This is a genomic window from Hymenobacter psoromatis (assembly GCA_001596155.1).
In the GTDB taxonomy this organism is placed as follows: Bacteria; Bacteroidota; Bacteroidia; order Cytophagales; family Hymenobacteraceae; genus Hymenobacter.
Genome location: CP014771.1, coordinates 4,775,330 through 4,802,013, shown reverse-complemented (window position 1 = coordinate 4,802,013; position 26,684 = coordinate 4,775,330). Strand labels below are relative to the sequence as shown.

Sequence of the window (26,684 nt, the reverse complement as noted above, 5' to 3'; positions counted from 1 at the left end):
TTGTATAAACTCCCCTCCCGAACTTCGGGCCTATGCTTCGCTCTTTTTTGCTGCTGCTCGTGCTGCTTCCCACTTTCGCAGCCGCGCCGCCCGCGGCCGACCCCTACCCCCTCAGCCGCTACCCGTTCTACCAGGGGCCGAATTTGGGGCTGACGTTTGACCGCGCCGGGCAGGGCACGCTGCGCGTGTGGGCTCCTACTGCCGCGGCGCTGGGCCTGCGCTTATACGCGGCCGGTGCGGGCGGCGCGGCCCTGGCTACCCACGCCATGCAGCGCGGGCCGGCCGGTACCTGGCAGCTGGCGCTGCCGGCCGGTACAGATGGTTTTTATACCGTGCAGGCCACTATTGAAGGCCGGAAAATGGCCGAGGTGCCCGACCCCTACGCCCGCGCCGTGGGCGTGAACGGCCGCCGCGGGGCCTGGCTCGACCCCGACCGGACCGCGCCCGCCGGCTGGGCCGACGACCGCCGCCCGCGCCTACCCCACCCCACCGACGTGGTGATTGGCGAGGTGAGCGTGCGCGATTTGTCGAGCGACCCGCAGTCGGGCATTCAGCACAAAGGGAAATTTCTGGGCCTGACGGAGACCGGTACCACCGGGCCGCAGGGCGTGAGCACGGGCTTGCAGCACTTGCAGGAGCTGGGCATTACGCACGTGCATTTGCTGCCGGTCAATGATTTCGCGGCCATTGATGAGGCCCTACCCCCCTCTTCGGCGCGGTATAGCTGGGGCTACGACCCGCTGAATTATTTCGTGCCCGAGGGCTCGTATGCCACCGATGCGGTTGACCCGGCGGTGCGAATTCGCGAGTACCGGGAGCTGGTGCAGGCGCTGCATCAGCACAGGCTGGCGGTGGTGGCCGACGTGGTGTTTAACCACGTGGCCGACGCGCGTACCAGCGCGTTTGAGCAGCTGGTGCCGGGCTATTATTTCCGGCATACTGCCGATGGCTCTCTCTCCAATGCCACGGCCTGCGGCAACGAGGTGGCCTCGGAGCGGCCGATGGTGCGCAAGCTCATCGTGGATGCCGTGAGCCACTGGGCGCGGGCCTACCACGTCGATGGCTTCCGGTTTGACCTCATGGGCGTGCTCGATTTGGAGACGATGCGGGCCGTGCGCGTGGCCCTGGACCAGCAGGACCACGGCATTTTCGTGTACGGCGAGGGCTGGGCGGCCGGCCCCAGCCCGCTGCCCGAAAGCCAGCGCGCCGTGAAGGCCAACGTGGCGCGCCTACCCCGCATCGCGGCCTTCGGCGACGAGCTGCGCGACGGCGTGAAGGGCCACTACGCGCACCAGGCAGCGGCTGGCTTCGTGGGCGGCCAGCCGGGGCTGGAAGAGAGCGTGAAATTCGGCATCGTGGCTGCTACGCAGCATCCGCAGCTTGATTATCAAAGAGTCAATTACAGCAAAGCGCCCTGGGCCAGCCAGCCCGGCCAGGCCATCAACTACGTGGCCTGCCACGACGACCGCACGCTGTGGGACAAGCTGCGCATCGCCAACCCCACGGCCAGCGAGGACGAGCTAATCCACATGGACGCGCTCAGCAACACCATCGTGTTCACGTCGCAGGGCGTGCCGTTCCTGCCTATCGGCGACGATTTTCTGCGCACCAAAAAAGGCGCTTCCAACTCGTATAATTTACCTGACAGCATCAACCAGATTGATTGGGGGCGCAAGGCAAAATACGCGGCCGTAGCCGCGTTCTATCGCCAGCTGCTGGCGATGCGCCGGGCGCACCCGGCCTTCCGCCTACCCTCGCAGGAATTGATTGCGCAGCACCTGGAATTTTTGCCCGGCCTACCCCCCGGCACCATCGCCTACCAACTGAAAGACCACGCCGGCGGCGACGTATGGCAGACGATTACCGTCTTGTTCAACGGCCAGCGCCAGCCGGCCACCGTGCCCGTGCCGGCCGGCAGCTATAAGGTGGTGTTGCGCGGGCTGGAAATCAAGCCGAGCGGCCTGGAAATGCTGAGCGCCGAGGCAGGCGGCGTGGCAGTGCCGGGCTATTCGGCGCTGGTGCTGGTGCAGTAGCGCTGGTAGGATATTTTTTGATTCAGAAAAATACCCTACTGTGCTGGTAGGGTATTTTTCTGAATCAAAAAATATCCTACCAACGGTGCGGCTTAGTTAGCAGCTACTGTTACGCGGTTCCTGCGTTAAAAGCGCCGCAGTGTGCAGTAGCGCGATTTTTGTAAATCGCGTCCCCGCGCCGTTGGAATGGCTGTAACGGCGCGGGGACGCGATTTACAAAAATCGCGCTACTGCGCACTTCGTAACGTCAGTTAGCAGCTACTGCGCCGGCTGCATTCGCGGGGTTTTCCTGCCATTCTACCCAAGCCATTATGCCGGTTATTTCCTTGGCCGAAAGGTTTGGAAAGGAAGGCATTTGCTGCTTGCCGTTATCATCGTAAAGTTTCAAGGCGTATTCATCGCCGCTGGCAATGACTTTGGCCGAATTATGGACCCAGGAAACTATCCACGGCAGCCGGCGGCGCTTGCTGATACCAGCCAGCGCCGGGCCCACTACTTTGTCATTAACGGCGTGGCACTGGGCGCAGTTGTTTTTGAAAAGCGCGTTGCCAGCTGCGATAGCTTCGCCGTTAGGAAAAGAAACGGGAGGTAGGGGCCGCGATTCAGCGCTGGCAATCATCATCGGTCCCTCAACTAAACTATCGGCGGGCATCCCGGCAATATCCTTTTCGACCGGCCCCACGCTCACCAATCCCGCCGCGCTCAGCGCCAGAAAACCTATCAACAATACAATCAGGCCCATCCCAAGGGATAGGGCGAAGGCAGCCGGGTTGGAGCGCATAGCAGCAGGGCGTTAGGTAAGTGCAAAGGTCCCGATTACAAACCGCTTCATGGCGCTTTTGCTTATCGGGAAAATCACTTTTTCAGAAAAAACTCACACCATCTGGATGGATAGGTTTCACCTTACCTGCCGGCCCTTCCAGTAATAGTTACCGCGCCGGGCAGCCAGGCCCACGGCCAGCGCGTAGGGCGCGTAGAGCAGTTGTAAAGGCAGCAGCCAGGCCAGCCAGCGGCGGCGCTTCAGCAGGCCCAGTATCGGCCACAGCAGCCAGGCATCAGCCCCCAGCTTGAGCGCCCCGGCGGCCCCTACCCAGGGCCAGAGCGCCGGTTGCCACAGGGCCAGCCCTACCCCGCCGGCCAGGCTCAGGTTGGTGCCCAGCACCAGCAGGGCCAGTTGGCGCGGGGCGGCAGTGCGGTAGTGCGGGTACTTGCTGGCCCAGCGCACGCGCTGCCGCAGCAGCGCCCGCAGCGTGGCCGGCGCGGGCGTGTCCACCACGGCGTCGGGCGCGGCCAGAAACCGGATGCCGGCCGGGTAGCGCTGGTGGATTTTGTGGAGCAGAAACTCGTCGTCGCCGCTGGCCAGGCCGGCGTTGTCTCGGTAGCCGCCCACTTCGTGGAAGGTGGCGCGCCGGAAGGCCAGGTTGGCCCCGTTGCACATGGTGGGCCGGCCCCGCCCGATGCATCCCGCCCCTACCCCCACCAGCCCGGCAAACTCTAGCCCCAGCAGCCCATCGAACCACGCCCCACCCGGCGTGAGCCGCACCAGCCCGCTGATGAAGTGAATGGGTGAATGGGTGAATGGGTGAATATGCTCGGCGTAGGTTTGGAGCCAGCCGGGGGCGGGGCGGCAGTCGGCATCGGTGCAGATGGCCCAGGGGGCGCGGGCCTGCGCCTCGGCGGCGGTGAGGGCGGCTTTCTTGCCGGTGCGGCCGGGGGGTAGGGCGATGAGGCGCAGGGCAAACGGGGCCTTTTCGGCGGCGGCTAGGACCAGGGCGGCCGTGTCGTCGGCGGAGTGGTCGTCGGCGATGAGGACCTCGAAGGAATGGGGGGGTAGGGTTTGGGTTTGGAGGGCGCGTAGCAGGTGCGGCAGGGCGGCGGCCTCGTCGCGGGCGGCGATGAGGACGCTTAGCAACGGCACCTCACCCCCTAGCCCCCTCTCCTGCGGAGAGGGGGAACTAGTTTCTAGCTCTAGACTAGAGCTAGAAACTAGTTCCCCCTCTCCGCAGGAGAGGGGGCTAGGGGGTGAGGTTTCGTTAGGGGGTGAGGTGCCCCCGCGCAGCCACGCCCACACCCCCGCGTATAGCGCCGGCCCCAACAGGAGCAGTAGCATGGCTCCTGTCATCACCGCTTGCGGCGCTCGCGCAGCACCCGCAGGCCGGGCAGCAGCAGCAGCCCGAGCGCGCTGGGCAGCGCGATGTTGATGACCCACAGGCTCAGGCTGGCGCTAAGCACGGGCAGCGCCGGCTGGCCCAGCAGCCCAAACAGGTGCGTGGCCGACAGCTCGCGCACGCCCACATCGGCCAGGGCATTGAGCGAGGGGACAAGTGACTTGAACAGGAACGTGCCGGCCACGGCGGCCACGGCCGGCCCCAGCGGGCCGCGCACCCCGTAGGCAGTCAGCAGCAGCAAAAACTGCCCGCAAAACACCGCGTAGCGCAGCGCCGAAATGCCCAGCACCGCGTGCAGCTCGGTGGCTGAGTAGGTGGGCATCACGGCCAGGTAGCGCCGAAAGCGGCGTAGCGGGCGCACCAGCGCCAGGGCCGCCAGCAGCAGCCGCGAACGGTAGAGCGGCAGCAGCGCCAGCGCGCCGCCCAGGCCGGCCGCCAGCCCTACCCCCACCTGCGCGGCCGGGTAGCCCACGAGGTAAAATTTCAGCAAAAAAAACAGCAGCCCCGCCCCGCCCGCCAGCAGCGTGGCCACCAGCTGCGCGTAGCGGCCCAGAAACACGGCCCCCACGGCATCGAGCCGCTGCCGCGAGTGCAGGGTCAGGATGCGGGCGGCGTAATCGCCCACCCGGTTGGGGGTCGCGAAGCCCAGCGTGAGGCCCAGCACCACTGCCCGCAGGCTGCGCCCAAACGAGTGGCCCGGCTCCAAATGCTGCGCCAGGCGCTGCCATTTCCAGGCTTCCAGGCCCCAGTTGAGGGGCACCAGGGCCAGGGCCAGCAGCACCGCCCCGCGGCCCGCGCCGCCGAGCGTGGTGGCTAGCAGCTGCCGCCAGGCGGCGGCCGTGTCGGGCGCGGCAAACACCGAGCGGTAGAGCAGCCCCAGCGTGAGCAGCGTGACGCCGATTTTGGCCAGCGTGACCCAGCGCGGGCCCCGGCGCGGCCGGCCGGGGGGCGCGGGGGCGTAACTTTGAAGAACATGGCCGTTTCCCGCACCTTGCCCCCTACCCCCCTCCAACGGCTGCCCCCGGCCGAGAAGGTCATCATGGGCATCGACCCCGGCACCCAGATTATGGGCTACGCCGTTATTGAGGTGCGCGGGCAGCACGTGAAGGTGCTGCAATACGACGTTATCAATATGAAGGCCCTGGGTACGAATCACGCCGTAAAGCTAAAGCGGATTTTCACCCGGATGCTGGAGCTGATTGACGAGTTTCTACCCGATGAACTGGCCATTGAGGCCCCCTTCTACGGCGTGAACGTGCAGAGTATGCTCAAGCTGGGCCGGGCGCAGGGGGTAGCGATTGCCGCCGCGTTGTCGCGCGATATTCCGTTTGTGGAATACGCGCCCACTAAGGTCAAGCAGGCCGTCACCGGCTCGGGCTCGGCCGATAAGGAGCAGGTGGCCCGCATGCTGCGCCAAACCTTGGTGCTGCCGCCCATCGAGGAAGCGCCCAAGTTTTTGGACGCCACCGATGCGCTGGCCGTGGCCCTGTGCCACCACTACCAGCAGGGCAACAACGTGAAGGCCGGCTCTAAAAGCTGGGGCAAGTTTCTGGAAGATAACCCTGCCCGCGCCCTGGCCACCACCGGTGCCCCGCGCAAGCCTACCCCCCGCCGGGCCAGCTAGCGGCGCGCAATTTCTCGTCGGCTAAGCCAAATCCTGGTTTGGGCCACGAAAATCCCCTGCTCAGCGAAGAGCGGGTAAGCAGCGACATCGGCTGGCGGCGCTCCCCCGTAAGTGCCGCAGCCTTACTGGCCGCTCCTATCCGCTTCTTATTCCTTCTATGTTTTCCTTCTACACTTTTCGCGCCGTGCTCGTGGCCCTGCCCCTGGCCCTGACCACGGCGGCGGGCCAGGCCGTGGCCCACGCCGCCGGCCCGCCCGTGGGCCATCCCGCTCCCAAAAAGGCCGCCGCGGCCGACAAAGCCAGCCCGGCGGCGCTCCCGGCGCAAGCCAGTGCCGCCGCCCTGGCAACCGTCAGCGTAGCCCCCCCTGCTAGTCAGCTGGTGCAGCTCAAAGGCTTGGTGCTGAACCCCGACGGCCGGCCTTGCCCCGGTGCCAGCGTGTTTCCGGCGGGTGCCCCGCGGCAGCTCGTGGTGACCAATGCCAAAGGCGCTTTTGTACTATCCGTGCCCGCGGACACGGCCCTGGTGCTGCAAGTCGAGTATTTCGGCGTGGGTAGCAGCCGGGTCGCGGTCGATAAGCCCTCGGCCGAGCCATTGCGCATCACGCTGGGGCAATAGCTCCTGCTCCGCTCGCCCGCGCTTTTCAGCCACCTGCCAGGTCCTGGCAGGTGGCTTTTCGCTTTTTGAACAGCCCGCATTCATGCCGAGCAATAAACTTAAGAATCAGATTGAACTAATACGTTTTAGAATTGCACTGACCTGAAAAAAGTCATAACCCAGCTAGCAGAATATGCTATTCAGCTAGAAGAGCTACCAGAGTACCTAGGTTTGGACTACTTTTATTACAGTAATTCCCCCGGAAATACTATTTATGTTACCTCGCTCTTCTATGTTAAGCCTTCGCTCTTTTTTCGCCGCCACCGTTGCCTGCTCCCTGCTCTTCGCCGGGCCGGCACTGGCGGCTCGCACCCAGCCGGTTGGTTCAAAAACCAACCGGCCCACCGCTCCTGCCCGCCGAAGTGCGACGGCCCGGCCAGGCGCGGCAGCCAAAGCTGCTGCCCTGGCCGGAAGTAAGGGTGCCCCCCGAACCGGCACCCATGCGGTAGCTATCGCGCCGCCGCCCGCCGCGGCCCCTACCCCCAGCGCCCAGCCCGTAGTGGCCGAGCCGCAGCTGGTGTGCCTGACGGGCGTGGTGCTGAACCCCAGTGGCCGGCCCTGCCCCGGCGTGTGCGTTTTTCCCGCCGCTAATGCCCGCCAAGTGGCAGTGACCGATGCGCAAGGCAACTTCCACCTGCAGGTGCCGGCCCAGATGGCCCTGAGCCTGCAAGCCGATTACGTGGGCCTGGGTAGCAGCCGGGTAACTATTGACAGCCGCACGCCGCAGTTGGTGCACATGGTGCTGGGTCGCTAAGCGCACGCAGCCTGAGTTGTATTTTTTCGAATAAAAAGCTCCTTTCTTGCACGAAAGGAGCTTTTTTTTGCACCTCTGGGTGAGTTGTGGCGGGCGCGAGGGCTGAGGGCTGGTATCATTGCGGAGGGTGAGTACTTTAGTCCTCCCATTTGTGTTATCCTATGCTATCCGCCCCTACGCTATCCGCCGCGCCGCGCCCTACCCCCCCCGGCCACCCGAGGCGCAGCTATTGGCCAGCCTGCCCGAGCTCAATCCCAACCCCATTATTAGCCTCGATGCCAACGGCCGGCAGCTCTACGCCAATCCGGCCGCGCTGGCGCTGCGCGAGGGCCTGAGCCGCGCCGAGCAGGTGCGGGTGCGCCAGCAGCTGCGGGGCGTGGCGGCCCTGGGCCCGCAGGCGCATGGGCAGGCAATTTTGGTGGGCGAGCGGCACTTCCACATGCAGGTGGTGGCCATGCCCGCGCGGCCGGGCTGCCTCACTGTTTTCCTGGCCGAAACTACCGAACGGGTGCGGGCCAAGCAGCAGCTAGCTGAGCAACAGGATTTTATTAGTGCTATTCTGGACGCCACGCCCAGCGCAATTTTCGTGCGCGACGCGGCCGGCAGCTTTGCTTTCGAAAACCGCGCGGCGACCGAGCTGCGCGAGCGCACCGGCTACCTGCACCCCACGCAGGCCCGGCCGCCTACCCCCCACCAAGCCGCGCAGCAGGCGCGGCACCTGGCCACCGACGCGTGGGTGCTGGCCACCAACGAGCAGCTGACGACGGAAGCGGAGGTGACGCTGGCCTCGGGCGAGCTGCATCATTTTTACGTGGTGAAGCGCCCGCTCAACCGGCCCGACGGCACGCGCCAGGTGCTGGTGGTGAGCAACGACATCACGGCCCAGCGGCAGGCCAGCCAGGCCCTGGCCCAGCGCGAAAAACAATACCGCGACCTGATGATGCACTCGCAGGCCCTCATTTGTACCCACGACCTGGCGGGCCACCTGCTCACGACCAACCCCGCCGCCGCCGACCTGCTGGGCCTGCCCCTGGCCGCGCTGCCGGGCCGCCACCTGAGCGGGCTGTGCGCCCTGGAGCACGAGCCGGGGGTGGCCGAGTACCTGCGGCGCTTCGCGACCGCTGATAATCAGCATGGCACGATGGCCCTGACCTGCGAGGGCCGCCCTACCCGCTACCTGCTCTACGACAACCACGTGGTGCGCGAACCTGACCAGGAGCCGTACGTTATTGGCTACGGCCAGGATATTACGGAGCGCGTGCTGGCCGAGCGCGAGCTGAAACGCGCCAAAACTGCCGCCGAGGCGGCCGTGCGGGCCCGCGAAAACTTTCTGGCCAATATCAGCCACGAAATTCGCACGCCGCTCAATGGGGTGCTGGGCATGGCCAGCCAGCTCAGCAAAACCAGCCTCGACGGGCGCCAGCAGGATTTCGTGCGCACCATCCGGCACGCGGGGCAGCACCTGCTGCACGTTATCAACGACGTGCTCGACATGGCCAAAATTACCTCGGGCAAGCTGGAGCTGGAGGCCGTGGCCTTCAACCTGTGCGACTCGATGAGTGAGGCGCTGCGCCCGCTCGTGGCCCAGGCCCAGGAAAAAGGGCTGCACTTTGCCGGCACGCCGCTGCGCACCACCTGCGCCTACCCCTGGGTGCTGAGCGACCCGCACCGCCTCAACCAGATTCTTATCAACTTGGTGGCTAATGCTATAAAGTTTACCGAGCCCGGCGGGCGCATCATTGTGATTGGCAAGCAGCTGGCCGAAACCGATGCTACCCTCACCGTGCGCTTCAGCGTGGAGGACACAGGCATCGGCATCGCGCCCGACAAGCAGGAGCTGATTTTTGAGGGCTTCACGCAGGCGTATTCCGACACCACGCGGCGCTTTGGGGGCACTGGGCTGGGCCTGAGCATTTCGCGGGCGCTGACCGAGCAGCTGGGCGGCCAGCTCACGCTCAGCAGCCGGGTGGGGCAGGGCAGCACGTTTGCCTTCAGCCTCACGCTGCCCAAGGCCAAGGGCCCCGCCGCCGTTCTCGCCACCGACGCCTACGACACTGGGGTGCTGCACGGCCGGCGGCTGCTGGTGGTCGAAGACAACGAGATAAACCGCACCGTGGCCCGGCTGCTTTTTGAGGGTTGGGGGGCCATCGTGGAAGAGGCCGAGGATGGCCTGGCCGGCGTGCACCGCGTGCGCGACGAGGCGCAGGCATTCGACGTGGTGCTGATGGATATTCAGCTGCCCGGCCTCAACGGCCTCGATGCCACGGCCGCCATCCGGACGCTGCCCGACCCGGCGCGGGCGGGGGTGCCCATCGTGGCCCTCACGGCCAACGCCTTCCGCACCGACCGCGAGCGCTACCTGGCCGCCGGCATGAATGCCTGCCTGGCCAAGCCCTTTGAGGAGGAAGAGGTGTACCACACGCTGGCGCGGCTGCTACCCCCTGCCCCGGCCGACAACGCGCCGCCGAGCTACGACCTGACCAAGCTGCGCGCCCTGGCGCGGGGCCGCGAGGAGTTCGTGGTGAAAATCATTCACTCTTTCCTGCGCAACATGCCCGACAGCCTCGCCCGGCTGCAGGAAGCCGCCACCACTGGCCACTGGGACGAGGTGGCCCGCATCACGCACCACATCAAGCCCAGCCTCGAATCGGTGGGCGTGGCCCACGTGACGCCCGCCGTGCAGCAGCTCGAAGCCGCCACGCCCGCTCACTACCCGCGGCTGCCCGCCGCCGCCACCCAGCTAATCGCCCAGGTGCAGCGCGTGCTGGCCGAGCTGCCGCGGGAAGTGTGAGTGGTGAGATGGTGAGTAAAAAAGAACGTCATGCTTATCTGGCGTCCGCTTGTCGAAGCATCTCGCGTGGGGTAGTAAACCCAATCGTGTAACGATGCGAGCGCGATGCTTCGACAAGCGGACGCCAGATAAGCATGACGTTCTTTTTTACTCACCACCTCACCATTTACAAACTCCTTAAATGGCGGGCAAATTCTTCCTGGTAGGACTTGCCGACGGGCACCTCATAGTTGCCGAGCTTGAGCATGTGGTCTTCGATGGCCTCGATGCGCCGCATGTTGACGATGTAGGAACGGTGCACGCGCACGAAATGGGCAAAGGGCAAGCGCTCGCTCAGGGCCTTGAGCGTCAGGTACACGATGTGTTTCTGGGTGGTCGTCACCAGCACCGAGTAGGTCGAGAGCGCCTCAATGTAGAGCACGTCGTCGAAATTAATCTTGATGGAGCGGGTGCCCACTTTCACGAACAGCTCGGGGGCCGGCTCGGCCTTGGCGGGGCTGGAGGGGGGCAGGGCGGCCGCGCGCGCGGCCAGCACCTTGCCAACGGCCTGGTTGAAGCGCACCAGCTCCACGGGTTTTACCAGGTAATCAACCACTTGCAGCTCGAAAGCTGCTACCGCGAAATCGCGGTGCGTGGTTACCAGCACGATGGCCGGCACGGGTTTGGGCAGCAGCCTGACTAGCTCCAGGCCCGTGAGGGTGGGCATTTCCACGTCGAGCAGCAGCAGGTCGCAGTGGCCGCCCTGCCGAAAAAACGCCAGTGCTTCGAGGCCGCCGGGCAGCGAGGCCAGCAGCTGCAGCTCGGGGGTGAGGTCAACCAGATGCTCCAGGGTGAGCCGGTTGATTTCGTTGTCATCAACGATGATGCAGGTGAGTGGGGCAGTGTTTGTCATAGCGTGGAGCGGAACCCAAAATGACTTGGGGAGAGTGCGGGTCAGGCAAAGATATTACCTGCTGCCCAGGACGCTCACAGCTGCGCCTCGCCGCGCAAAAACGTGACCGCGTAGCCGCCAATGGCCACCCGGTCGCCGCGCAGGCGGCACCACAGCTCGCCGCCCCGCGCCGATTCCTGGCGGGCAAACAGCTCGGTTTTGCCCAGCTTCGCGGCCCAGAACGGGATGAGCGTGCTGTGCGCCGAGCCGGTCACCGGGTCTTCGGGCACGCCCACCTCGGGCGCGAAAAAGCGCGACACGAAATCGACCGCGCCGCTGCCCGGCGCGGTGGCAATGAGGCCAATGTAGCCCAGGCCTTCGAGCGCGGCGAAGTCGGGCCGCAGGGCCAACACTTCGTCGGCGTGGGCAAACTCGACCACTAAATCGCGCGAGGCCAGCACGGCCAGCGGCGTGGCCGCGCCGGGGCCGAGCGCGCGCGTGAGCACTTCGGGGTGCTCGGCGGGGGGTAGGGCGCGCGGCGGACGGCTGGGAAAGTCGAGCACCAGCCGGCCATCGGCCTCGCGGCGCACTTTCAGCAGGCCGCTTTTGCTTTGAAAAACGATTTCGGACTTGGCGTAGCCGCGCTCCTGCCAGAGCACGTGGGCCGTGGCCAGCGTGGCGTGGCCGCAGAGGTCAATCTCGAAGGTGGGCGTGAACCAGCGGAGGTGAAAATCGGCTTCCTCGCCGGTCAAAGGCACGAAAAAAGCGGTTTCGGCCAGGTTGTTTTCGGCCGCGATAAGCTGCATGGTTTCGGCGGGCAGCCACTCGGCGAGCGGGCACACGGCGGCCGGGTTGCCGGTGAAGGGCCGGCGTGCGAAGGCATCGACCTGGTAAATGGGGGTAGTCATATGGAGAGAAGAAAGAACGAACAGCCGGCGGCTTAACGGGCGGCCGCAAAGATGCGCGGCAAGTTATGCCCGTCATGAAAAAAAGGGTAAACAAGAACGTCATTCCGAGCCTGCCGAGGAATCTCGCCTACGCCGTTCGGGTATCGTTCCACGACGCGAGCGAGATTCCTCGGCAAGCTCGGAATGACGTTCTGACGATTTTCTGAATCATCTTATTTATAAATACGCCAGCCACCAGTACGAATGCCGCTGCTTATAGGCCTGGTACCAGCGGCAGGGCCAGTAGAGCAGCGCCACCACCACGGCCCACACCACGTAGGCGCGCAGCAGGCTGGGGTGGTAGGCGGCGGGCTGAGCCACGCCCGGCGGCGCAAACGACAGGTTGAACGGGTGCCCAAAGGCCAGGGCCGTCCACCCGAACGCGCCGCCGCTGATGAGGCAAAAGTGCAGTAAATAGTAGAACATCGGCACCCGGCCATAGATGCTCAGCCAGCGGCCGAAGCGCCCTCCCCCCCCTTCGCTCACCGAAAGCAGCAGCAGCGCCACGCCCAGCGTGAGGCTCAGAAACAGCAGCGACGGCGGGTATTTGGTGACGTTCAGAAACGAGAGCAGCGTGTACAAAGGCCCGCGCGGTTGCGTGCTCCAGGGCGCGGGGTCGCCGTAGTGGTTGACGTAGCGCAGGCCCGCGAACAGCAGCAGCGCCCCTACCCCCGCCAGCCGCAGCCAGCGGGTGCGCAGCGGCAGCGGTGCCCGGAACCACGGCCCGAGGCAGTAGCCGGCGGCCATCACGGCGGCCCAGGGCAGGATGGCGTAGGCGGCCAGCACCGACAGTTTGGGGGTGAACGAGAATAGAAACGGGCGGTCGTAGAGCAGGGCCGGCAGCAGGTTGGCGGCCGTCACGGGTTGGAGGAGGAGGAGGAGGTGCTGGCCCAGCAGGAAGCCCAGCGCCAGCGTGGCCACCAGCCCGCGCGGCAGCCAGATGAGGCCCGCCAGCAGCACCATGCTCCAGCCCAGCGCCCAGATTACCTGGAGCAAAAAGGAGTTGTAATTCCATTGCAGCAGAAAGTTAATTACCACTATTTCAAGCACTACCAACCACAAACCACGCGTGAGCAGGTAGCGGCTCACGGCACCCCGGCTCGCCTGCTTTTGCTGAAAGAGGAAGACGCTGGTGCCGGCCAGAAACACGAACGTGGGCGCGCAAAAGTGCGTGACCCAGCGCGTGAAAAACAGCAGCACCGAAGCGTGGGCCACGTCTTCGGGCCGCACCGGGGTCGGGCTCCAAAACTCGCGGATGTGGTCGAGGGCCATGATGACCATCGCCAGGCCCCGCACCACGTCAATGGCCCCCACGCGGGGCGAGGCAGCGCGCGGGGTAGCGGCCGGCGAAGAGGTAACGGGTTGCTCCATAGGTGAAAACGGGCTGAAATCAGTCGGCAAGATACCCTGGCCGGCTGGGCTGTTCCAAAACATTAGCCGCGCGGCTTGTTGTCCCGCCAAGCTGCTATTCCCATATGAAACCAGACCCGCAAGCTGCCGAGCAGCAACGAACTGACGAGCGAGAGGCCAAAGAGCGCAGCGCACCCTCGGGCAAGGTCATTTACAAGGCCATTCTGGCCGAGGGCGAAGAGGAGCTGAAGCGGCCCTCGGCGGCGCTGTTCTGGTCGGGGCTGGCCGCCGGGCTTTCGATGGGCTTTTCGATGATTGCCGAAGGCCTGCTGGCCCGCTACCTGCCCGATGCGCCCTGGCGGCCACTGGTGGCCAACTTTGGCTACAGCCTGGGCTTTCTCATCGTTATTTTGGGCCGGCAGCAGCTGTTTACGGAAAACACACTCACGCCCATCCTGCCGCTGCTGCAAAACCTGGAGTGGAGCTGCCTGCGCAACGTGGCCCGGCTGTGGGGCATCGTGCTGGCGGCCAACCTGCTAGGGTGCCTGGCGCTGAGCCTGGTCACCGCGCATTCTACGGTTTTTGAGCCCGAAGCCAGGGCCGAGTTTGCGCACCTGGGCCAGCAGGCGCTGGCGCACGGCTTCGGCACCACACTGCTGCGCGGCATCTTCGCAGGCTGGCTTATCGCGCTCATGGTGTGGCTGTTGCCATTTGCGGAGGAAGGGCGCATCTGGGTTATCATCTTCGTGACCTACCTCGTGGGGGTGGCGCACTTCAGCCACGTCATTGCCGGCTCGGTGGAGGTGTTTACGCTGGCCGCGATGGGCCAAACGGGCTGGGGCGCGGCGCTGGGTAGCTTCACGGTGCCGGCGCTGCTGGGCAATATTCTGGGCGGCGTGATGCTGGTGGCGGCTCTCAACCACGCGCAGGTGACGGCCGGCCAGGACGAGCAAGACGCGTAGCGTCGCCCCACCTTTGTGGCCTTCGCCCCCTACCCCCTCTCGTTATGCCAACCAAGCTTGAACCCTGGCGCACGCTGCACTCGGAGCTGGTGTTTGACCACCGCTGGTACCAGCTGCGGCGCGACCACGTGCGCCTGCCCGATGGCCAGGAGCTGGACGACTACTTCGTGAGCGTGCGGCCCCACGTGGTGCTCACGTTTCCGCTCACGGCTGACGACCAGGTGGTTTTCGTGCGCCAATACAAGCACGCCGCCGGCCAGATATTGCTGGAGCTACCCGGCGGCGTGGTCGATGCGGGCGAAACCTCGGTGGCCGGCGCGGCCGCCCGCGAGCTGCTCGAAGAAACCGGCTACGCCCCGCCCCTACCCCCCGAGCCGCTGCTCACCGTGTACGACAATCCCACCAAGGACACCAACCAGATTTCGTTTTTTCTGGCCCGCGACGTGCGCCCGGTGGCCGCGCAGCACCTCGACCCCACCGAGAATATCGAGGTAGTATTGGTGCCGCTGGCCGAGGTCGAAGGGCTGGTTTTGCGGGGCGACATCCGGGTGTCGGGCTCGGTGGCGCTGTGCCTGCTGGCGCTACGCCGGTTGGGGAGGTAGGCGGTTTAGGCGGCCGGCAGCCGCGCCGGGTCGTGCGGGTCCAGGATAAGCAGGTCGGCTACCCGCCGGAAATCGGCCGCGTTGCGGGTGAGCAGCGGCCGGCCGTGCGCCAGGGCCGTGGCGGCAATGATGGCGTCGGGCAGCTTCACGCGGTGCTGCTGGCGCAGGGCGATGGTTTGCTGGATGACCGGCTCATCGAGGGGTAGGACTGGCACGCTCCGCACGAGGGCCAGCATCGTGGCGTACTCGTCGGCGGGCTGGGTTTTTACTAACAATTCGATGCGGGTAACAACGGACATCGCCACTTGCCCCGCTACCAAGCGGGCATCGAGCCAAGCCGCGCTAGCAGCAGGTAACCGGCCCAGTACCAAGTCAATTAGGACGTTGGTATCAGCTAAATATCCCGCTCCCATTCGTTCCTGATTTCGTGTAGATGTTGGTCCCAGGCTTCCGCGTCGGCTCCGGCTAGCGCGCCTGCCCACTGGCGTGGGGGTAGGGCCGCAACTGTCGCGATGGCCGGCGCTTCGGGCGGCACCACGCGCAATATATGCAGCGCTTCCAGCTGCCGAAGCAGCTCGTAGGCTTGCTCACTCAGGGGTTCAACGAGGACGGGCGTCATAACGGAAACGGGGTTTAGTATGGGCTAAGATACGAACCGCTTAGATGCTACGGCTAACGCCAGGGCGGCGCAGCGCGTAAGCCTTCCCTACCCCCTATCCAAACTCCCCATGCCGACCGATTATCAACCCATTGCCTGCGGCTTCTACGACGAGCTGGAGGCTGCGGCCACCCGCAAGAAACAGGTGTACCTGCAATATTTCAACGACTTGCGGCAGCTCTGCCAGGGTTCGGCCGTGCTCAAAACCTTCGCCACCCGCGATGGGGCCGAGTACGCTATACTGGCCTCGGGCGAGGAAATCCGGCTCGACCACATCATTAAAATGGATGACACGCCCGCGCCGGGCTTCGCCGACTACCCCGATTTTCGGAGCGGGTGCTGAGGTGGAATTAAGCAAGCTGCTACCGTTCACCGGTCACAGTTAAGTGTCCCAATTGAATTAGGTAGTCACGTAATATTTGGTAGGTGGTAGTATCAGCTTGAACCTCCCGCCCGGTATCCGTGACCATTCGGTCGCAACTAAAACAGATGTTAAGGACGCTTACCAAATTGTCATGCGCATCATAAAAGGCTAGCGCATCCCGATAAATAGGGGCACACATCCAGTGCATCCGATTAAGTACCGGCTCCCGCAAGATGGCCTCAAAATCTTGAGCAGCTATATCATTCTTCCCAATCCTAACAACCGGCGAAGCAGTGATATGAAAAGCAAAATTCCCTTGAGTTAAGGTCAGCAAATCAAGGTCGTAAGTTCTTTCCAGCAAGCGCAACTGCTCTCGCAATGCTGGTAACTGAGCCGCAGGAGAAGTCAGCAATTTTTTCCTCGTTAGCTGAAACAGCAATTTTGCCGCTTCCCTTAAAGCGGCCAGCTTTGGCCCTCGATTGAAAGAATACGTGACCAAATAAGCAAACTCCTGTTGATTCCAAAACTCGCCGATTGTCATAGTAGCTGCGCTCTACGTGGGCCTCAAAACTACTGCCCCCTACGTCCAGTACTGCACCGGCGCGGCTGGAAACCGACGCTGCCACTCGGCATAAAACCAGGCCTTTAGCTCCCGCATCGTGGGCAGGTCATAGACGTATTTGAGACCGCCAAACTTGTTGCGCTTCACGGCGCGGGTGCTTTCTTCGAGGTCGAGGCTGGTGTTGGGGTACCAGCCGAGCAGCACTTCTTTCGAGCCGGGCGTAAAGCGGTGGGTGATGAATTCTACGGTGAGGTCGCAGTCGAAATCGAGGGCCGCTTGCAGGCGGTCGAGCAGCTCGCCGTAGTGCTGCTGCCAGTCAGGCAGCGGCATAATGGGGGCCAGCACCACGCCCACCGGGTAGCCGCCGCCGCCCTGCGCCACCGGCAGCGCCAGCCGCCGCAGCGCCTGGATGCGCGCCTCGATGCTGGCCGTGCCGCCTTCCAGCTGCCGGGCCAGCGGCTCGGCATTGAGCGAGGCGCGGGCGCGGGTGTGGCCCTGGTGCGGCAGGCCCAACAGGCTTTCGATGTGGTCGTATTTACTTACGAAGCGCAGCCTACCCCCCTCGCGGCCAGCGAAGTAGCGCACGGTTTCGGCCAGCGCGCCGGTGAGGTGCTCGATGCCCAGCACGTCGGTGTAGCAGCTGGCCTCGAAGCTCACGGGGCGGTCGGCGCGCTCGTAGGCCTGAGTGTTTTCGAGGAGCTTGGGCAGGTTGGCGAAGGCGCGCACCACGGGCGGGCCGCTGAGGCTGCCGGCCAGGTAGCAGTACTGGCAGTGCGCGGGGCAGCCCTCGGCGAGGTTGAGCTGGTAGTCGGCCGAGGGGGGGGTAGGCTGGAGGCGCAGCGCCCCGGCGGGCGCGTTCACGACGGCCAGCGTGGTTTTGGCGGTGCGGTAGGTGGCGCGCTCGTCGTCGCCGCGCAGGCCGGTGAGGCGGTTGCTCTTCAGCAATTCAATATCTAGGTTGAGAGCGGTGGCGCGGGCCAGAATCTGCTGGCCGTAATCCTCATCGAGGGCAGCGGGAGTGAAGAGCACGCGCTTGGGCAGCCAGAGCTTCGCGCCGTGGGTGCGGGGCGCGTCCGCCTCCAGCGAGGCGGGTAGCGGGGCGGGCGCGGGAGCGTTGAGAACGAGCAAAAAGAGGTCAGTCTGCATAAATTACTAAACGCCTACCCCCCCGAAATAGGTCGAATCCGGCCCTTTTTATCCCTCATTTTTAGCGCTGACTTACAGATTTTTAGCACCGAAAGCGCATCTTTTTTTACTATCATCACCCGAGCGCCTCGCCCCGTTTTCCCGTATGCCGGGCCATGACTGATTCCGCTCCCCTTATTCTCACGCTCACCCTCGACGTGGCCAGCCAGGCTTTTTTTGACGAGCAGCGGCGGCGCTACTTTCCGCCCAAAATCAACTACCTCAGCGCGCACCTCACGCTTTTTCACGCGCTGCCCGCGGCCGAGGTGCCGGCCATCGAGGCCTACCTGGCCGACGTGGCGACGGCGCAGTCCGCGCCCCTGCCCCTGGCCGTGACGGGCGTCAAGTTCATGGGCCGGGGCGTGATGTACACCCTCGATAACCCCGACCTGCCGGCCCTGCACCGCCGCTTGCAGCAGCGGTGGCAGCCCTGGCTTTCGGCCCAGGATGCCCAGGGTCTGCGGCCCCACATCACGGTGCAGAATAAGGTGGACCCCGCCGTAGCGCGCGCCCTTTTAGTCGAGTTAAGCGCTGGTTTTGAGCCATTTGATGTTACCGGAACTGGCCTGGCCCTGTGGGCCTACCGCGGCGGCCCCTGGGAGCTGCGGCGACTATTTCCCTTTGTGGGGCCGGGCTAAACCAGCAGCAGCTGGTTGCTGTGCGCCAGGAATTCGCGGAGCAGCGGCTGCGCCGACGTGCCCGCCCCGCTCAGAACCAGCTGCGGTGCCATGAGGTAGCCGGGGATTGCGTCGAAATGAGTGGTCGGTAGCGGCGCGAAGCTCATGTACCAGCCCGCGAATTCGCGCCGGGGCAGGGGGCCGTCGGCCAGCTTTTCGAGGCGGCTGTGGCGCGGGTCGGCCTCGATGCGGGCGTAGAGGCGGCGCACGGCGGCCGGGCAACCTTCCAGCACTTGCAGAAACTGGCTGCCGCCGCCCATCAGCACCCCCGTGATGCCTGCCCACTGGTTGGCGCACCGGGCATGTCGAAGCAATTGCAACATGGCTGCCTCACTTAAATTGGCAATGGCCGTACTTACGTAAACGATGCTGTGACATCGGCCTTCTGCTATCTTCATACTCACTCACACCGTGCAACTCGCACACCCCTATTGCTTTCTACAAATACTATCACTGACCAATCAGAATAGTAGGCCGAGCCTCTAATACAAATATACTTTATCCAACACTACTTGCTTTCCTTGCATGAATCTGAAAACTCCTCCCGCCAAGCCTCTAACCGCTGACGTGGTGCTCATTGGGGCCGGCATTATGAGCGCCACGCTGGGCGTTTTGCTCAAGACCCTGGACCCTACCCTCACCCTGGCGGTGTATGAGCGCCTCGACGCGGTGGCCGCCGAAAGCTCCGACGCCTGGAACAACGCCGGCACCGGCCACTCGGCTTTTTGCGAGCTTAACTACACGCCGCAGCTACCCGATGGCAGTATCGACATTTCGAAGGCCGATAAAATTGCCGAGCAATTCGAACTGAGTAAGCAGCTGTGGGCTAGCCTGGTACAGGCTGGCGACCTGCCCGAGCCAGGGTCGTTCATTCACAGCATTCCGCATATGAGCTTTGTGTGGGGTGCCGAAAACGTGGCGTATCTGCTCAAGCGCTACGAGGCGCTGCTGGGCTCGCCACTGTTCGCGGGCATGGAATTTAGCGACGACCCGGCCCGGCTGGCAGCGTGGATTCCGCTGGTGATGACCGGCCGCGACCCCGCCCAGCCGGTGGCCGCCACGCGCATGGCCGCTGGCACCGACGTCAACTTCGGTGCCCTCACCCGCGCCCTGTTCGACCACCTGCGGCAGCAGCCGGGGGTAGCGTTTGAGCTGGGGCAGGAAATAGAAGATTTCCAACATAAACCTGACGGCCTGTGGCGCGTTAAAATCCGCGACCTGGCCACGGGTAAGAGCCGCAAGGTGCGCACGCGGTTCGTGTTTATCGGGGCGGGCGGCGGCTCGCTCACGCTGCTAGAGAAATCAGGAATCCCCGAAGCCAGGGGTTTTGGCGGCTTTCCGGTGAGCGGGCAGTGGCTGAAATGCACCCGGCCCGCCGTTATCGCCCAACACGACGCCAAGGTGTATGGCAAGGCGGCCGTGGGCTCGCCGCCCATGTCGGTGCCCCACCTCGACACGCGCCAAATAAACGGTCGCCAGGAGCTGCTGTTCGGCCCCTACGCCGGCTTCAGCACCAAGTTTCTCAAGCGCGGCTCCTACGCCGACCTATTTCGCTCGATTGAGCTGGGCAATATCCGGCCGCTGCTGTATGCCGGGGCGCGCAATATTCCGCTCACGCGCTACCTCATCGGGCAGGTGCTCCAAACGCCTGAGCAGCGCGTCGCGGCCCTACGCGAGTACTACCCCGAGGCCCGGCCCGAAGACTGGCAGCTCGAAGCGGCCGGCCAGCGCGTGCAGGTCATTAAGAAGGACAAGAAGCAGGGCGGCGTGCTGGAGTTCGGCACCGAAGTCGTGACCTCGGCCGATGGCTCCATCGCGGCGCTGCTCGGGGCCTCGCCGGGCGCGAGCACCGCCGTGAGCATCATGCTCGATTTGGTGCAGCGCTGCTTTCCCGAGCAGGCGGCCTCGCCCGAGTGGCAGGCTACGTTTCGCCGCCTGGTGCCGTCATTTGGCCAGCATCTGGCCGATAATGCGGGCCTGACGACGGCCGTGCGTGCGCACTCGGCGCAGGTGCTGGGGCTGGATAATGAGTAGTCGTCTGTCATTGCGAGCTTGCGAAGCAATCGCACCCGCACGACACCCGCGCCACTCGTTCTTCTATCGTGCGGGTGCGATTGCTTCGCAAGCTCGCAATGACAGACGATTACTCATTCATCGCTACCCCCTACTCCATGACCGCTCTCTTACTCATTGATTTTCAGCTGGATTTCCTACCCGGCGGCGCGCTGGCCGTGCCGGAGGGCGACGCCCTCCTACCCCTGCTCAACGACTTGCAGCCGCGCTTCGACCTCGTGGTGGCAACTCAGGACTGGCACCCGGCCGGGCACCGCAGCTTTGCCAGCACCCACCCGCAGCACGCTGCTTTTGAGGAAATTGAGTGGCAGGGCCTGCCCCAGCGGCTGTGGCCCGACCACTGCGTGCAGGGCTCGGCGGGCGCTGCCCTGCACCCCGGCCTGGACCTCAACCGCGTGGAGGCCATCTTTCGCAAAGGCACTGACCCCGAGTTGGATAGCTACAGCGCGTTTTTTGACAATGGGCACCGCCGCGCCACCGGCCTGAGCGCCTACCTGCGGGCGCGCGGCATCACGCAAGTGTTTGTGGCCGGCTTGGCCAGTGACTACTGCGTGTACTTCACGGCCAAGGATGCCCACGGCGAAGGCTTCGAAGTAGCGGTGATTGAAGACGCTACCCGCGGCATCGCGCCCGAGAGCATAGCCGCCGCCAAGGCCGACTTACTCGCGCTGGGCGTGCGGTTCGTGCAGAGCGCGGAGGTGCTGGGTTAAGGCTAAGCCGCCCTGCGCCGACGGACGCCAAACCCGCCGCCGGCCCCCGGCTACCTTTGCGCCGTGGAACCAATTGCCGCCCCTACCCCCGCCACGCTGGCCGACGTGCCGGCGCTCGTTGACCTCATCAACCGCGCTTACCGCAGCGAGGCCGCCCAGGCTGGCTGGACCACCGAAGGCCACCTGCTCGCCGGCCCCCGCATCGACGCCGAAACCCTGCGCAATATGCTGGCCGCGCCCGCCGCCGTGCTGCTGATAGTGGCCCCTACCCCCGGCCAGCCCACCGGCTGCGTCTATCTCGAAACGCAGGATAACGTGCTCTATCTCAGTATGTTGGCCGTGATACCCCAGGCGCAGGCGCACGGCTTAGGCCGGCAATTATTGCGCGCGGCCGAGGCCCACGCCCAGGCGCGGGGTTGCGTCAAAATCAAGATGAGCGTGCTGGCGGCGCGCGCCGAGCTGCTGGCCTGGTACGAGCGTCAGGGCTACCGGCGCACCGGCGCGAGCGAGCCGTTTCCGGCCACTACGCGCTTTGGCTCGCCGCGCCAGCCCCTCACGCTTCTGGCCCTGGAGAAGGGGGTAGGGATTAATGACTAATGACGAGTGACTAATGCCGTTCTGATTTTTGAACGACATTAGTCACTGCTGTTACGCAACGGGGAGTAGCGCGAACTACAACGTTCGCGCTACTCCCCCTTGCCATCTCGAATAAGATAGGGCGTAACAGCAGATTAGTCACTCGTCATCATTTTAGTTGCTTCACCAGGGCCAGCAGCTCGCGCTGAGTGGTTTGGGTGCGGTCGTGGGCGTACCAGGTGTGCAGCTCTTTGATGAAGTCATCGTGGGCCATGCCTTCGGCTTTCAGCCTGACAATCAGGGCCTGGGCTTCGGCGGGGCGCGGCCCCCAATGCGTTACTTCGGTGAGCGTGTCGGCGTGCAGCACCACCAGCTTGGGAATGGAGCGGCTGCCGTTGGTGAGGTATTGGTCGATGAGGTCGGGGTTTTCGTCGCGCAGCAGGTAGGCCGTGCGCAGGTGGCCGGCGCTGGCCTGGGCCACGGCCTCCACCACGGGCACGGTTTGGGCGGCGTCACCGCACCAGCCTTCGGTGAGTATCAGCCAGATATAGTGTTCGCGCACATTGGCGAGGGCGGCCACTACTTCGGGCAGCAGCTTCACGGTTTTGTCGAGGCGGCTCATGCGCTGCTCGTTGAGCTGGGCGTAGGCCAGCAGTTCGGGCGTTTGCACGGGGCCGGTGGTTTGGCCGGCGGCCAGCAGCTTGTCAAGCAGTTGGCGATAAGCACTATACGAATGGGCTGAGGCCAAGCGCTCGGGAGTAAGCAGCGGCGCGGAAGAAGGGGTAGGCATGGGTAAATTTTACGGGAGTGGGGCTATAACAGCCAAACCGCCCGGTTGGCTGCGACGGCAAGCTAGGCAACGTCCTGGCTTTGCTCCGTGCGAACTGTCCTGTTGGCAATTCTTCTCTGCCAGTCGGCCCCCGCGCCTGCCTCCTGGTGTTTTTTGACCGCGGAAGACGCGGAGGGTTGCGCGGAAGACGCGGAAGCAGGCGGCGCTTGACAGGGTGAATTATCCTGTTAAGCGCCGCCTGCTTTGGGTTTAAACGGCTATTAGCCAACGTCTACTTAATCACTTCCAGCCAGCCTTTGAGACAGCGGCCGCCGCGGTAGGTGCTCTGGAAGCCGCGCGCCATCGGGAAATTGCTCGACGAAGTGCTGGACGCGATGTACACGTTATTGGCCGCATCGACCAGAATATCACCCCGAAACGAGTCGCCGTAGTTGTGGGCCAGCTGCGGGGCGTTCGTGTATGGGTTCAGCGGCAGCAGGCCGTCGTTGTCGGAGCCGCCGAGGTAGGTACTGGCCTGCAAAGCCGCGCCCGAAGCCGACAGTCGGCATACCACGATATCGGAGCCATTGACTTGATAAGTAGCATTTTGTGCGGCATCGCCAAACGGGTCGGCCGCCGGCCCGCCCCTGAAGGTGCGCTGCACCGCCCCGGCCGTGGCCGGAAAATCGGCCGAGCCAGTGGTGCCCAGCACCAGCAGCTCGCCCTGGGCATTGGTGACGAGGCTCGACGGAAAATCGGCCAGGCTGCCGCCCAGGTAGGCGGCCCAGGCCCGCGCCGCCGGCCCGGTCCGGGTCACGTCGTACTTGATGAGGGCCATGTCGATGATGCCTGCGAAGGTGGTCTGGTACGCGCCGGGGCTGGCCGGGTAGCCCAGGCTGAACGCGATGCCGCCTGAGTAGAAGTTGCCCGCCGCGTCATACGTCGCCGTGAAGCCCCAGTTGGTGGCCGTGGAGCCAGTGTAGGTGGCAAACACCACCGTGGGGTCGATGGTGAGGGGTAGGGCGCGGTCGTACGGACCCAGCGCGAAGCGCACGGTGCCGCCCGCGCCCAGCGCGTAGCGGCAGGCCACGGGCCGACGCGCGCCGGCCGCGTCGGTCTGCCAAACCTGCGGGGCCAGCTCGCGCACGCTGGTCGTCAGCACCAGGTTGCCGCCCGCGTCGAGGGCCAGCGCGGCGCCGTCGTGGCGCAGCGCTATAGCCGCCGGGTCGGCACCCGGCACCACCGTAAAATCATACTCCAGCCGCTGCTGGTCGTTTTCGTAGAAGCGCGCCCCTACCCCCGGCCACAGCCCGGCATAGTCGAGGGTGCGGTAGCTGCGCACGTCGGCGGCCCAGTGCGCGGGGTCTTTGCTCTGGAAAAAATTGCGATGCTCGGCGGTGCGGCTGGCCGCTACCGGGTGGGCCGTGGGCGTGGCATCCACGAAGCGCAGGTCGAAGGCGTGGGCGCGCAGGGCACCGCTGGGGGTAGGGCTGGGCGCGGCGCTGGCCGCCGTTGCGGTGCGCTGGCCGACGGCCTCGGACGCGTGGTGGGACAACGCGCCATCGGCGAGCAGGGCCAGGCGCAGGCCATCGGCTTCGGCAAAGAGCTGGCCGCCGCCGGGCAGCGCGGCGCGGTAGCGCACGGCGGCGGGCCACTGACCCCGGTTTTCAATAAATCCCAGGTCGGGCCAGGCGGCTGCGCAAGAGCGGCCTGGCCCAGTAAGCAACAGAGCAACGTAGCGAGTAAACGCATTCAGTTTTAGAAATCGCAGAGGAAAAGAGCTTCCAAATATACCAGTGGCCCGCGTCTTTCTTCACCAGAATCCTATTTTTCTATTCAGATTACTAGTTGGTGAGGCAGCCCAACGGCCAGCTTTTGCGTATCGGGTAGGTTGGTTACTAGTTGCTATTTCCTGGTTTCTGGTTCCTAGTTCTTGGGTTAACCAGGAACCAAAAACCAGGAACTAGCAACCAGAAACCAGGAACTAGCAACCAGAAATCCTAAAATCAGAAACTTCCTATGGACCAAGTAGCCGCTGGCGTGCACCAGCTCCGCATCAAGCGTTTTGTGAACGTGTATTTTGTCGAAACCGGCACGCCCGGCGAGTGGGTGCTGATTGACACCGGCCTGCCGGGCTCGGACAAGGAAATTATCGCCGCCGCCGACAATCTCTTCTACCCCGGCACCCGCCCCGAAGCCATCATTCTGACCCACGGCCACCTCGACCACATGGGCGCGGCCAAAGAGCTGGCGGCGCACTGGAAGGTGCCGGTTATCGCGCACCCACTGGAGCTGCCCTACCTCACGGCCAAGGCGTTGTATCCGCCCAGCGACCCGACCGTAGGCGGTTCGCTGGCCTTTATGAGCCGTTTCTTTCCGAAACAGCTGCCCGACCTGACCGACGTGGTCGAGGCCATGCTCCTCGACGATGAGCAGCCGCCCTACCTGGCGCAGTGGCGCTGGCTGCACGTGCCGGGCCACGCACCGGGCCAGCTCGCGTTCTTCCGCGAGGCCGACCGCACGCTCCTCGGCGGCGATGCCTTTGCCACCACCAACCACGAGTCGCTGCCGGCCGTGCTGCTGGGTATTCCCGAAATCAGCGTGGCAGGCTCGCCTTTTAATTACGATTGGGCGCAGTGCCGCCAGTCGGTGCAGACCCTAGCCGACCTAAACCCCGCCGCCATTGGCTGCGGCCACGGCCCGGTTATCAAAGACCCCGTGGCGGCCGCCGGCCTGCGCCAGCTGGCCGATAACTACCAGTTGCCGGCTCAGGGCCGCTACCTTACCGAGCCGGCCCTCACTGATGCCAGCGGCGTCGAGCACCTGCCGCCGCCCGTGGAAGACAAGCTGCCCAAGCAAGCCGCCGCCATTGGCGTGGGCCTGCTGATAGCCGGCGCTACTTGGCTGCTTATGGGGGGCCGCCGCAAAAAGCACAAGCACCCCAAGCCGGCCAAAAGCTACGCGAGCACCCGCTATGCGAAGCCCGGCCGCCGGCCCGGCGCGTAAGGCCGGGCGCTATTTTTGACGGGGGTAGGGCGGGCGCTTCACGAGCCGGCCCTACCCCCGTTTTTTTATCTTACCTCGCTCTATGACGCGCTACTTGCTGGCGGCCGGGCTGCTGGCCGCCCCTGCCCCTACCCCCCCCGCCGCGTTCTACACCACGTATTCGTACACCGGCTACACCGTGGTGGACCGCACCACCGGCGAACCGCCGACCAAGGTGCCGGGGGTAGGCGGCACGCTGGCCCTGCGCGCCGATGGCACCTACGACAAGCGCCTGAGCCTGCTCATGGGCAACACCGGCCCGCGCCTGTTCAGCCAGCACGGCCGCTTCACCACCAAAGGCGACAGCATCGTATTTCGGTTTGCTGACTTGAAAGGCGCTGATGTGCAGCGCGGTACCTACCGCTACGTGGCCAAAACGCGCCGCCTCACCATCACTCTCGACGGCTACCCAACCGGCAACAAAGGCGTGTATGAGCTGGTGGCCACCGCGCCACCGGCCGGGCGCTAGCGCCGGCCGGGTTGCTACCCCCCGGCAGCCGCTGTAACTTGCGTTCGCGTTCGGCCCGCCCGAACAACTGTTAAATGTTAAATGATAACTGTTAATTGAAAAGATGGGACGCGCATTTGAATTCCGGAAAGGCCGCAAAATGAAGCGCTGGGACCGGATGTCGAAAGACTTTACTCGCATCGGCAAGGAAATCGTGATGGCCGTGAAAGAAGGCGGCCCCAACCCCGACTCCAACGCTCGCCTGCGCACCGCCATGCAAAACGGCAAGGGCGTGAACATGCCCAAGGACCGCGTGGAAGCCGCCATTAAGCGCGCCACCGGCAAGGAAGAAAAGGATTACCAAGAGGTTGTGTATGAGGGCTATGGCCCCCACGGCGTGGCCATCGTGGTCGAAACCGCCACCGACAACCCCACCCGCACCGTGAGCAACGTGCGCCTCTATTTTAACCGCAACAGCGGCGCGCTGGGCACGGCCGGCAGCTCCGACTATACCTTCACCCGCAAGGGCGTCTTCAAACTGGCCGCCGAAGGCTTGGACCGCGACGAATTAGAGCTGGAATTGATTGACGCCGGGGCCGAGGACGTGTACGAAACCACCGAGGACGACGAGCACGGCGCCGAGCACCAGTACATGGTCATCGAAACCGCTTTCACCGACTTCGGCCAGATGCAGAAAGCGCTGGATACCAAGGGCGTAAATATCGTGAGCGCCACCTTGCAGCGCGTGCCCAACACCACGGTTTCGCTCACTGATGAGCAGGCCGAGGAGGTCGAAAAGCTCATCGACAAGCTCGAAGAAGACGAGGACGTGCAGGCCGTGTACCACACGATGGGGTAGG

The 26,684-nt window shown here is 64.6% G+C and carries 28 protein-coding genes; 15 read left to right on the top strand and 13 right to left on the bottom strand.

The genetic code is table 11. The annotated features are described in order from the left end of the window. Window positions 1-62 precede the first annotated feature (62 nt). Window positions 63-2,033 (top strand): hypothetical protein, encoded by a 1,971-nt coding sequence (locus A0257_20405; protein AMR29879.1) that lies wholly within the window; start codon window positions 63-65, stop codon window positions 2,031-2,033. Between the two features lie 247 nt (window positions 2,034-2,280). Here the strand turns inward: A0257_20405 and A0257_20400 are convergent, their stop codons facing one another. The 3 genes from A0257_20400 to A0257_20390 form a co-directional block, all read right to left on the bottom strand. Further along, window positions 2,281-2,775, bottom strand: a complete 495-nt coding sequence (locus A0257_20400; GenBank protein AMR29221.1) for a hypothetical protein — start codon at window positions 2,773-2,775, stop codon at window positions 2,281-2,283. A 156-nt stretch (window positions 2,776-2,931) separates the two neighbouring features. Next, window positions 2,932-3,945 carry a hypothetical protein gene (locus A0257_20395; GenBank protein ID AMR29220.1) on the bottom strand — a complete coding sequence of 338 codons (1,014 nt, stop codon included), beginning with the start codon at window positions 3,943-3,945 and terminating at the stop codon, window positions 2,932-2,934. Between the two features lie 209 nt (window positions 3,946-4,154). Beyond that, window positions 4,155-5,213 carry a hypothetical protein gene (locus tag A0257_20390; GenBank protein AMR29219.1) on the bottom strand — a complete coding sequence of 353 codons (1,059 nt, stop codon included), beginning with the start codon at window positions 5,211-5,213 and terminating at the stop codon, window positions 4,155-4,157. Window positions 5,214-5,240: 27 nt separating this feature from the next. Here A0257_20390 and A0257_20385 point away from each other — a divergent pair, with 27 nt between their 5' ends. The 4 genes from A0257_20385 (at window position 5,241) to A0257_20370 (ending at window position 10,025) form a co-directional block, all read left to right on the top strand. After that, a complete protein-coding gene (locus A0257_20385) occupies window positions 5,241-5,825 on the top strand; it encodes a crossover junction endodeoxyribonuclease RuvC (protein ID AMR29878.1) in 585 nt (194 codons plus the stop codon). Between the two features lie 157 nt (window positions 5,826-5,982). Next, window positions 5,983-6,441: a hypothetical protein gene (locus A0257_20380; protein ID AMR29218.1), complete on the top strand. Its 459-nt coding sequence runs from the start codon at window positions 5,983-5,985 to the stop codon at window positions 6,439-6,441. A 271-nt stretch (window positions 6,442-6,712) separates the two neighbouring features. Continuing rightward, window positions 6,713-7,234: a hypothetical protein gene (locus tag A0257_20375; protein AMR29217.1), complete on the top strand. Its 522-nt coding sequence runs from the start codon at window positions 6,713-6,715 to the stop codon at window positions 7,232-7,234. Between the two features lie 151 nt (window positions 7,235-7,385). Then, the gene (locus tag A0257_20370) at window positions 7,386-10,025 is read left to right on the top strand and encodes a hypothetical protein (GenBank protein AMR29216.1); all 2,640 of its coding nucleotides are present in this window, start codon (window positions 7,386-7,388) and stop codon (window positions 10,023-10,025) included. Window positions 10,026-10,191: 166 nt separating this feature from the next. Here A0257_20370 and A0257_20365 read toward each other — a convergent pair whose 3' ends face one another. From A0257_20365 to A0257_20355, 3 genes are all read right to left on the bottom strand, one after another. Continuing rightward, window positions 10,192-10,917: a hypothetical protein gene (locus tag A0257_20365; GenBank protein AMR29215.1), complete on the bottom strand. Its 726-nt coding sequence runs from the start codon at window positions 10,915-10,917 to the stop codon at window positions 10,192-10,194. A 74-nt stretch (window positions 10,918-10,991) separates the two neighbouring features. After that, window positions 10,992-11,804, bottom strand: coding sequence for an isomerase (locus A0257_20360; protein AMR29214.1), 813 nt, complete (start codon window positions 11,802-11,804; stop codon window positions 10,992-10,994). A gap of 216 nt (window positions 11,805-12,020) precedes the next feature. Then, window positions 12,021-13,214: a hypothetical protein gene (locus A0257_20355; protein AMR29213.1), complete on the bottom strand. Its 1,194-nt coding sequence runs from the start codon at window positions 13,212-13,214 to the stop codon at window positions 12,021-12,023. Between the two features lie 104 nt (window positions 13,215-13,318). Here A0257_20355 and A0257_20350 point away from each other — a divergent pair, with 104 nt between their 5' ends. Next, on the top strand, window positions 13,319-14,155 hold the full coding sequence (locus A0257_20350; protein ID AMR29212.1) for a transporter: 837 nt from the start codon (window positions 13,319-13,321) through the stop codon (window positions 14,153-14,155). Between the two features lie 44 nt (window positions 14,156-14,199). Beyond that, entirely contained in the window at window positions 14,200-14,757 is a 558-nt protein-coding gene (locus A0257_20345) for an NUDIX hydrolase (protein AMR29211.1), read from the top strand. Window positions 14,758-14,762: 5 nt separating this feature from the next. On the opposite strand, the gene A0257_20340 is transcribed toward A0257_20345, so the two are convergent. After that, window positions 14,763-15,056 carry a hypothetical protein gene (locus tag A0257_20340; protein AMR29210.1) on the bottom strand — a complete coding sequence of 98 codons (294 nt, stop codon included), beginning with the start codon at window positions 15,054-15,056 and terminating at the stop codon, window positions 14,763-14,765. Window positions 15,057-15,151: 95 nt separating this feature from the next. Next, on the bottom strand, window positions 15,152-15,376 hold the full coding sequence (locus A0257_20335; GenBank protein ID AMR29209.1) for a hypothetical protein: 225 nt from the start codon (window positions 15,374-15,376) through the stop codon (window positions 15,152-15,154). 109 nt (window positions 15,377-15,485) lie between these two features. On the opposite strand from A0257_20335, the gene A0257_20330 reads away from it, so the two are divergent. Next, window positions 15,486-15,758: a hypothetical protein gene (locus A0257_20330; GenBank protein AMR29208.1), complete on the top strand. Its 273-nt coding sequence runs from the start codon at window positions 15,486-15,488 to the stop codon at window positions 15,756-15,758. A gap of 19 nt (window positions 15,759-15,777) precedes the next feature. Here the strand turns inward: A0257_20330 and A0257_20325 are convergent, their stop codons facing one another. Beyond that, window positions 15,778-16,320, bottom strand: coding sequence for a hypothetical protein (locus A0257_20325; GenBank protein AMR29207.1), 543 nt, complete (start codon window positions 16,318-16,320; stop codon window positions 15,778-15,780). A 39-nt stretch (window positions 16,321-16,359) separates the two neighbouring features. Further along, window positions 16,360-17,382 (bottom strand): radical SAM protein, encoded by a 1,023-nt coding sequence (locus A0257_20320; protein ID AMR29877.1) that lies wholly within the window; start codon window positions 17,380-17,382, stop codon window positions 16,360-16,362. Window positions 17,383-17,642: 260 nt separating this feature from the next. Here A0257_20320 and A0257_20315 point away from each other — a divergent pair, with 260 nt between their 5' ends. Further along, the gene (locus A0257_20315) at window positions 17,643-18,164 is read left to right on the top strand and encodes a hypothetical protein (GenBank protein AMR29206.1); all 522 of its coding nucleotides are present in this window, start codon (window positions 17,643-17,645) and stop codon (window positions 18,162-18,164) included. Here the strand turns inward: A0257_20315 and A0257_20310 are convergent. Further along, window positions 18,161-18,526, bottom strand: coding sequence for a hypothetical protein (locus A0257_20310; protein ID AMR29205.1), 366 nt, complete (start codon window positions 18,524-18,526; stop codon window positions 18,161-18,163). The two genes, A0257_20315 and A0257_20310, sit on opposite strands and share 4 nt — an antisense overlap. 202 nt (window positions 18,527-18,728) lie before the next feature. Between A0257_20310 and A0257_20305 the strand changes: the two genes are divergently transcribed. The 3 genes from A0257_20305 to A0257_20295 all read left to right on the top strand — a co-directional run bounded on the left by A0257_20305 (window position 18,729) and on the right by A0257_20295 (window position 21,583). After that, on the top strand, window positions 18,729-20,237 hold the full coding sequence (locus A0257_20305) for a malate:quinone oxidoreductase (protein ID AMR29204.1): 1,509 nt from the start codon (window positions 18,729-18,731) through the stop codon (window positions 20,235-20,237). A gap of 137 nt (window positions 20,238-20,374) precedes the next feature. Further along, on the top strand, window positions 20,375-20,986 hold the full coding sequence (locus tag A0257_20300) for a nicotinamidase (GenBank protein ID AMR29876.1): 612 nt from the start codon (window positions 20,375-20,377) through the stop codon (window positions 20,984-20,986). A 72-nt stretch (window positions 20,987-21,058) separates the two neighbouring features. Next, a complete protein-coding gene (locus A0257_20295; GenBank protein AMR29875.1) occupies window positions 21,059-21,583 on the top strand; it encodes a hypothetical protein in 525 nt (174 codons plus the stop codon). A gap of 148 nt (window positions 21,584-21,731) precedes the next feature. On the opposite strand, the gene A0257_20290 is transcribed toward A0257_20295, so the two are convergent. Beyond that, on the bottom strand, window positions 21,732-22,310 hold the full coding sequence (locus tag A0257_20290; GenBank protein AMR29203.1) for a hypothetical protein: 579 nt from the start codon (window positions 22,308-22,310) through the stop codon (window positions 21,732-21,734). Window positions 22,311-22,623: 313 nt separating this feature from the next. Further along, on the bottom strand, window positions 22,624-24,057 hold the full coding sequence (locus tag A0257_20285; protein ID AMR29202.1) for a hypothetical protein: 1,434 nt from the start codon (window positions 24,055-24,057) through the stop codon (window positions 22,624-22,626). A gap of 293 nt (window positions 24,058-24,350) precedes the next feature. On the opposite strand from A0257_20285, the gene A0257_20280 reads away from it, so the two are divergent. From A0257_20280 to A0257_20270, 3 genes are all read left to right on the top strand, one after another. After that, the gene (locus tag A0257_20280) at window positions 24,351-25,337 is read left to right on the top strand and encodes a hypothetical protein (GenBank protein ID AMR29201.1); all 987 of its coding nucleotides are present in this window, start codon (window positions 24,351-24,353) and stop codon (window positions 25,335-25,337) included. Window positions 25,338-25,419: 82 nt separating this feature from the next. Further along, window positions 25,420-25,845, top strand: a complete 426-nt coding sequence (locus A0257_20275; protein ID AMR29200.1) for a hypothetical protein — start codon at window positions 25,420-25,422, stop codon at window positions 25,843-25,845. A gap of 103 nt (window positions 25,846-25,948) precedes the next feature. Next, entirely contained in the window at window positions 25,949-26,683 is a 735-nt protein-coding gene (locus tag A0257_20270; GenBank protein ID AMR29199.1) for a transcriptional regulator, read from the top strand. Window position 26,684: the final 1 nt, after the last annotated feature.